The organism is Tardiphaga sp. (genome assembly GCF_025356345.1).
Taxonomy (GTDB): Bacteria; Pseudomonadota; Alphaproteobacteria; order Rhizobiales; family Xanthobacteraceae; genus Tardiphaga.
Genome location: NZ_JANXTC010000208.1, coordinates 1 through 7,400, shown reverse-complemented (window position 1 = coordinate 7,400; position 7,400 = coordinate 1). Strand labels below are relative to the sequence as shown.

The 7,400-nt window shown below is 63.4% G+C and carries 7 protein-coding genes; 4 read left to right on the top strand and 3 right to left on the bottom strand.

The genetic code is table 11. The features are described 5' to 3' along the window. The 3 genes from Q0S16_RS12760 to Q0S16_RS12750 all read right to left on the bottom strand — a co-directional run. A partial coding sequence (locus Q0S16_RS12760; RefSeq protein ID WP_295848746.1) for a branched-chain amino acid ABC transporter permease occupies window positions 1–497 on the bottom strand: 497 nt, incomplete at its 3' end. Beyond that, complete coding sequence (locus Q0S16_RS12755; protein WP_295848744.1) at window positions 494–1,369, bottom strand: branched-chain amino acid ABC transporter permease; 876 nt, start codon at window positions 1,367–1,369, stop codon at window positions 494–496. The genes Q0S16_RS12760 and Q0S16_RS12755, both read right to left, overlap by 4 nt. A 240-nt stretch (window positions 1,370–1,609) precedes the next feature. Next, window positions 1,610–2,755, bottom strand: coding sequence for an ABC transporter substrate-binding protein (locus Q0S16_RS12750; RefSeq protein ID WP_295848743.1), 1,146 nt, complete (start codon window positions 2,753–2,755; stop codon window positions 1,610–1,612). 260 nt (window positions 2,756–3,015) lie between these two features. Between Q0S16_RS12750 and Q0S16_RS12745 the strand changes: the two genes are divergently transcribed. The 4 genes from Q0S16_RS12745 (at window position 3,016) to Q0S16_RS12730 (ending at window position 7,028) form a co-directional block, all read left to right on the top strand. Next, window positions 3,016–3,411, top strand: coding sequence for a 5-carboxymethyl-2-hydroxymuconate Delta-isomerase (locus Q0S16_RS12745; protein WP_295848741.1), 396 nt, complete (start codon window positions 3,016–3,018; stop codon window positions 3,409–3,411). Window positions 3,412–3,516: 105 nt separating this feature from the next. Beyond that, window positions 3,517–4,500, top strand: coding sequence for a 3,4-dihydroxyphenylacetate 2,3-dioxygenase (hpaD, locus tag Q0S16_RS12740; RefSeq protein ID WP_295848739.1), 984 nt, complete (start codon window positions 3,517–3,519; stop codon window positions 4,498–4,500). A gap of 7 nt (window positions 4,501–4,507) precedes the next feature. Further along, complete coding sequence (locus Q0S16_RS12735) at window positions 4,508–5,374, top strand: fumarylacetoacetate hydrolase family protein (protein WP_295848737.1); 867 nt, start codon at window positions 4,508–4,510, stop codon at window positions 5,372–5,374. Window positions 5,375–5,402: 28 nt separating this feature from the next. Continuing rightward, window positions 5,403–7,028: a thiamine pyrophosphate-dependent enzyme gene (locus Q0S16_RS12730; RefSeq protein WP_295848736.1), complete on the top strand. Its 1,626-nt coding sequence runs from the start codon at window positions 5,403–5,405 to the stop codon at window positions 7,026–7,028. Window positions 7,029–7,400: the final 372 nt, after the last annotated feature.

The window sequence follows — 7,400 nt, the reverse complement described above, 5'->3', positions numbered from 1 at the left end:
AGATCGGGCCGGCCGATGCGCGAGACGCCGTCCGGACCACGGGTGAGCCAGATCGCATTGATCATGACGAGTGTGATGATCTGCTGGAACGAGATCGTCACCATCGCGAGGTAATGTCCGCCGAGCCGCAGCGTCGACATGCCCAATACCGCGCCCGCCAGCAGCGCCATCACGCAACCGGCGATCAGGCACAGCCAGTAGCTGATCTGATAGTCGGAGGTGCCGATCGCCACCGCATAGGCGCCGAAGCCGAAGAACGCGGCCTGCGCCAGATTGATCTGGCCGCACAGGCCGAGCACCACCGAGAGGCCGAACACCGCGATCGCGAAGGTGGTGGCTTGCATCAGGATGTTGAGCACGTAGCCGTCGAAACTGGCCGACGCGGCCAGCGCGACCAGGATCGCCGCGCCGATGAAATATGGCGCGTGGCGGATCAGCATCGGCGTGGAACGCGGCAAAGCGGCGACCGACGGAATGTTTTCGCTGGGGGCGCTCATGCTTTTTCCGCCACGCGTTCGCCGAAAATGCCCTGCGGGCGGAACACCAGGAAGGCGACCAGCACCATGAAGGCAAAGGCGTCCTTGTACGGCACCGAAATATAGGCTGCGCCAAAGGTCTCGATGATGCCGAGCGCCAATCCGCCGATGATGGCGCCGGTGACGTCGCCGAAGCCGCCGATGATGGTGGCGGCAAAGGCCTTCAGCGCGATGGTCGAGCCCATCTGGATCGAGACGAACAGGATCGGCGCCACCAGAATGCCGGCCAGGCCGCCCAGGATCGCCGAATAGATGAAGGTGATCATGATCATGGTGGAGACGGAGATGCCGAGCAGCGACGCCATCTCCTTGTCTTGCGAGGTCGCCTGCAGCTTCTTGCCGAGCATGGTCTTTTCAAAGAACCAGTAATTGAACACCACCAGGATCATGGTGACGACAATGATTAGGAGATACTGGCTGTCGAGATAGACCGGACCGACCTGGATGCCGGGGGTTTCGAACCAGCCCTCCAGCACCTGCGGCTGCGGGCCGTACAGCGCCAGCACGCCGTTGGCCATCAGGATCGACGCGCCGATGGTCGCGATGATCACGGGCAAAAAGCTGCGATGGCGCAGCGGATAATAGACCCCGAGATTAAAGATAACCCCGAGCAGCGCCATGCCGCCGAGCGAGAGCAGGAACGACAGCCAGTATGGCAGCGCCAGATCGACGGCGAACACCACCATCAGATAGGCCGCCACCATGGAGAATTCGCCTTGCGCGAAGTTCACCACATTTGTCGCGCGAAAAATCAGTACGAAGCCGAGCGCCACCAGCGCATAGACAGCGCCGATGCCGATGCCGGTGAAGAGAAGTTGTAGCGCAAGGTCCATCGGGGGTGCTCGGTGGGAGGGTGTCAGGCGATTGGGTTACAAGCTCGTCGTTCCGGGGCGCAGGACAGCGGCAAAGCCGTCTGGCATGCGAACCCGGAACCTCGAGGTGGCTAGCGCTGCAACAGTCGCTAACCGTTTTCGGGATTCCGGGTTCGCGATCGCCTTGCGGCGTTCGCGCCCCGGGATGACAGTTTTGGATTGGCTCACGCGCGAAGGCGCGCGTGCCCAGGAACCACAGGCTCAGTCGGCGAATTCGATGTGCTTGTCGAAGACGATGTTGCCCTTTTCGTTCTTCACGATGTTGTAGCCGTGAAGACCGTCGCCCTTGTCGTCGAAATTGTACTCGCCCTCGGCACCAGGATATTTCTTGATGGCGACGATCGCTTCGCGGATCTTCTGCGGATCGGTCGAGCCGGCATTCTTGATCGCCTGCGCCAGCACCATCACCGCGTCATAGGGCCACGAGCTCTGGTTGTCGGGCGCCACCTTGTAGGCATCGCGATAGGCCTTGCCAAACGCCTTCGAGGCCTCGGAGGAATCCTCGGCGTAATCGGCGACGCCATAGGTGTTGTACAGCGCCGGTCCGGCGAGCTTCAGCGCGGTGACGTTGACGATCGAGGGCGAGCCGACCCAGGGAATCGTGACGCCGAGCTGACGCAGCTGGCGGGCGAAAATGCCGAGATCGTTCTCGAAGGTGAAGTAGGAGCCGAGAACGTCGGCGCCGGACTGCTTGATCGCCAGCACCACCGGGGTGAAATCCTGGCTCTGGTTGGCATAGCCCTGATCGATCGCGACCGTCGCGTCGAGCTTGCCGAGCGCTTCGGTCAGCGCCTTGCCGCCGGCGGTGCCGAATGCGTCGGTCGAATGCAGCACGGCCCACTTCTTCTTGCCGAGCGTCTTGACGCCATAATCGGCGATGACGCGGCCGGAATAGGTATCATTCGGACGGAAACGGAACAGCCAGGGATTGCCGAGCTTGGTAAGATTCGGATCAGTGCCGCCGAACAGCACCGGCTTGCCGAGCTTCAGCGCATCAGGCGCCATCGCATGCACCTGGGTGGAGCGGATCGAGCCGAGGAAGGCGACGATCTCGGACTGCGCGGCGAGTTTCGAGAAGGCCAGCACAATGCCGGGGTTGGTGGTCTGGTCGTCCTCGACGATCAGCTCGAGCTGCTTGCCGAGCACGCCGCCAGCCTTGTTGATGGCCTCGACCGCGAGCTTGGCGCCGCCGGTGGCATATTTGCCAGCCTCGGCCGCAGGACCGGTGATCGGCGCGCACATGCCGACCTTGATGGTGGCGCCCTGCGCCCGCGCCGTGCCGATCAGATAGGGCGCGGCGATGCCGGCGGCCAGACCGGTGGCGAAATCACGTCTCGTCAGCTTCATCATATCCTCCCGTAGAGGCCGGACTTGAGCGCCGGCCTTCTATTGATTTCGCGAGTTGAGCGAAAAACGCCCCGCGTGTCTACCGCCCCTCTTAGGCGTCGATCGCAACATGATCAAACGGTCTTTCGACCAATACAGGCGACCGATTTGCTGCGTCGCAATACGAGTTGCCGCTATTAACCTCGTCCCGGCTTCCGTAGGATCGTCGCGCGCAGCGATCGCAGCCGCACCAACAACAGTTTCGGATCAACGAGACGCCCATGCCGCATTTCACCATCGAATATTCCGCCAATATCGAGCCGTCGGTCGACATCGGCGCGCTGTGCGAGGTGGTACGTCTGGCGGCCATCGAAACCACGATCTTTCCGCTCGGCGGCATTCGCGTCCGCGCCATCCGCTGCGATCACTACGCGATCGCCGATGGACGTTCCGGTGCCGGCTTTCTCGACGTGCTGCTGCGGATTGGCGAAGGCCGCGATCTGGCGATACGGAAGCAGGCCGGCAATCATATCTTCAAGGCGTTGTCGACGTTTCTCGATCCGCACTTTGCGAAAGCCAGCTTCGCCTTGTCATTCGACATCCAGATCAACGACAAGGACACGAGCTGGAAGCGCAATAACATTCATGAGGCGATGAAGGCTGAGGCCAACGACTGACCCCTCCCCCGTCATTGCGAGATCAGGGAAAGCCAGTGGCTTTCCCTGACCTCGCAATGACGGGGTGAGGCCGGAAAACCACGACAAATCAACCAGGAAACGTCCATGCCGGTCCCGTCGCCCGTCTTCGATCCGCCGTTCAATATCCTGCGCGCCAGTCATGCCGTGCTGGACGTGACCAACCTTGAGGCCAGCCGCGCGTTCTACGAGACCACCATCGGCCTGCATGTCGAGGACGACGACGGCCAGACCGTCTATCTGCGCGGCAGCGAGGAGCATCAGCACCACTCGCTGGTGCTGCGCCAGGGGACCGCCGCCGCCTGCCACCGGCTCGGTTTTCGCGTCGGCGATGAAGACGACCTCGACCGGGCCGCTGCGTTCCTGGCCGCCAGCGGTATCATCTACGCCTTCGTCGAACGGCCGTTCCAGGGCCGCACGCTGCACTTCAGCGATCCGTTCGGCTTTGCGATCGAGCTCTACGCAACCATGGAGAAGCGCCCGCATCTGCTACGGCGTTATGATCTCTACAAGGGCTGCCATCCGCAGCGGCTCGATCATTTCAACGTGTTCGCCGCCGAGGTGCAGGACACCGTCGATTTCTACGCGCGGCTCGGCTTCCGGCTTACCGAATATGCCGAGGAGGACGGCGAAGCCGGCCGCATCGCCGCGGCCTGGATGCATCGCAAGGGCAATGTGCATGATTTCGCCATCACCAATGGCCGCGGTCCGCGGCTGCACCATTTCGCCTATTGGGTACCCGGTCCGATGAACATTTTGCATCTCTGCGACGTGATGGCGTCATCAGGCTATCTCGCCAATATGGAGCGAGGCCCCGGCCGCCATGGCATCTCCAACGCCTTCTTCCTGTATGTCCGCGATCCCGACGGCCATCGCCTCGAACTCTATTCGAGCGACTACCAGACCATGGACCCTGACCACGAGCCGCTGCGCTGGTCGCTGCGCGATCCACGGCGGCAAACGCTGTGGGGCGCGCCGGCGCCACGCTCCTGGTTCGAACAGGGTTCCGGATTCGCCGGGCAGGATGTGCGCGAGCCGTTATTCGTTGCGGATGTGACCATTGCGGATTGAAACAACAATGCCCCTTCCCCGCCTCGTCACCTTCACCGTCAACGGCGCGCAAAAATACGGCGCCATCACCGAGAGCGGCGCCGTCGATCTGTCGGCGCGCTATGCGCGGGACTATCCGACATTGCGCGAGGCGATCGAGCACGGCGCGCTGCGCCGGCTGGCCGACGCGGCGGAAAACCTGTCGGCGGACTTCGCGCTCGAGGACGTTACCCTGCGGCCGCCGATCCCGTCTCCGGAAAAGATCATCTGCGTCGGCGTCAACTATCCGGACCGCAACGCCGAATACAAAGACGGCCAGGAGGCGCCCAGATTTCCCAGCCTGTTCATGCGCACGCCGCGGTCCTTCGTCGGCCACGGCACGCCGTTGGTGCGACCGCGCGCGTCGACGCAGCTCGATTACGAGGGCGAGGTGGCGCTGGTGATCGGCAAGGCCGGACGCCACATCGCCGAGCGCGACGCGCTGGATCACATCGCGGCGCTGACCTTGTGCAATGAAGGCACCATTCGCGACTGGGTACGGCATGCAAAATTCAATGTTACGCAAGGCAAGAATTTTGACTCGACTGGCAGCCTCGGGCCGTGGATCGTGCCCTACACCGACGAAGCGCAGATCGCCGACATTCGTCTCGCCACTTATGTCAATGGCGAGCCGCGGCAGGACGACCGCACGTCCCGGCTGATCTTCGGCTTCCGCTACCTGCTCAGCTACATCTCGACCTTCACGACGCTGATGCCGGGCGATATCATCGTGACGGGCACGCCGACCGGCGCCGGCGCCCGCTTCGATCCGCCGCGTTTTCTGGTCCCCGGCGACGTCATCGAGGTCACCGCCGACGGCATCGGCACGCTGCGCAATGGTGTCATTGACGAATGAATTCACCTCACCACGATCGGACCACCTCATGACGGCACTCACCGGCGGCGAAGCCATCGCGCAGGGGCTGGTCGCGCACGGCGTCGATACCGTATTCGGCCTGCCCGGCGCGCAGATCTATGGCCTGTTCGACGCCTTCCACCAGGCTGATCTGCGCGTGATCGGCGCCCGGCACGAGCAGGCCTGCGGCTACATGGCCTATGGCTATGCGCGCGCTTCGGGAAAACCCGGCGTGTTCAGCGTGGTGCCCGGCCCCGGCGTGCTCAATGCGGGGGCGGCGATGCTCACTGCGTTCGGCGGCAATGAGCCGGTGCTGTGCCTGACCGGCCAGGTGCCGACCGCCTTCCTCGGCCAGGGCCGCGGCCATCTGCACGAAATGCCGGACCAGCTCGCGACGTTGCGCAGCTTCGTGAAATGGGCCGACCGCGTCGAACATCCCGGCGATGCCCCGGCCAAGGTATCGCGCGCATTTCAGGAGATGCTGTCCGGCCGCCGCGGCCCGGTGGCGCTGGAAATGCCATGGGATATCTTTACCCAGCGCGCGGACGTCAACGCGTCGCAGCCGTTCGATCGGCTGCCGCCGTCACCGCCCGACAGCGCGCGCATCAAGGCCGCGGCCGCGCTGATCGGTGCCAGCAAGAATCCGATGATCTTTGTCGGCTCCGGCGCCTTCGACGCATCGGGCGAAATCCTCGAACTGGCCGAGTTGATCGACGCGCCGGTGGTCGCGTTCCGCTCCGGCCGCGGCATTGTCAGCAATGCCCATGAACTCGGGCTGACGATGGCGGCGGCGTATCATCTGTGGCCGCGGACCGACCTGATCATCGGCATCGGTACGCGGATGGAATTGCCGCTGTGGCGCTGGCCGTATCGCCCGCAGGGCCAGCAATCGGTTCGCATCGACATCGACGCCGTCGAGATGCGCCGCTTCAATGCCGATGTCGCCGTGGTCGCCGATGCGCAGGCGGGCACCAGCGAGCTGCTCGCCTCGGTGCGCAAGGTCGGTGTCACCAAATCGACCGGGCGCCGGCAGGGCCTCCGCGACGCCTCGGCCAGGGCGAAGCACGAGATTCAATCGGTACAGCCGCAGATGGCCTATCTCGACATCTTGCGCGAAATACTGCCGGACAACGCCATCGTCACCGACGAATTGTCGCAGGTCGGCTTCGCCTCCTGGTACGGCTTTCCGGTGTACCAGCCGCGCACCTTCCTCACCTCCGGCTATCAAGGCACGCTGGGCTCCGGCTTTCCCACCGCGCTCGGCGCCAAGGTGGCTTTTCCCGACCGGCCGGTGGTCGCCATCACCGGCGATGGCGGCTTCATGTTCGCGGTTCAGGAGCTGGCCACCGCCGTGCAATACGGGATCGGCGTGGTGACACTGCTGTTCAACAACAATGCCTATGGCAATGTGCGGCGCGACCAGTTGCAAGCGTTCGACGGCCGCGTGGTCGCCGCCGACCTGGTCAATCCGGATTTCGTTCGCCTGGCAGAATCCTTCGGCGTCGGCGCTGCGCGCGTCACCTCGCCGGACAATTTTCGCCCGGCGCTGGAACAGGCACTGGCCAATGGCGGGCCCTATCTGATTGTCATCGAAGTGCCCAGGGATTCCGAGACCAGCCCGTGGGCGTTCATTCATCCGGCGAAGCCGAGCTAGGCTGTCGTTCCGGGGCGCGCGCAGCGCCAGCTGCGCGCGAACCCGGAACCTCGAGATATTTAGAGCATGATGACTCTATGTTAGTTCGAAGCCGTGTCCTCCGTCATTGCGAGGAGCCCTTGCGACGAAGCAATCCAGCTCTTGCCGAGCTTGTGGCTCTGGATTGCCGCGTCGCTTCGCTCCTCGCAATGACGGAGGATGGGACAACGATTCATCTTCATGTCATCTCGCTCTAGAGCGGGATGATGTTTGGCTGAATCGATTGGGGGATTCCCAAATCAGGCGGTTTCTGATTCAAGCTTGATGCTGGAATTGGAGGCCAGCAGGGATGGCACGACCCCTGTCGATGGATTTGCGCGAGCGGGCGATAGC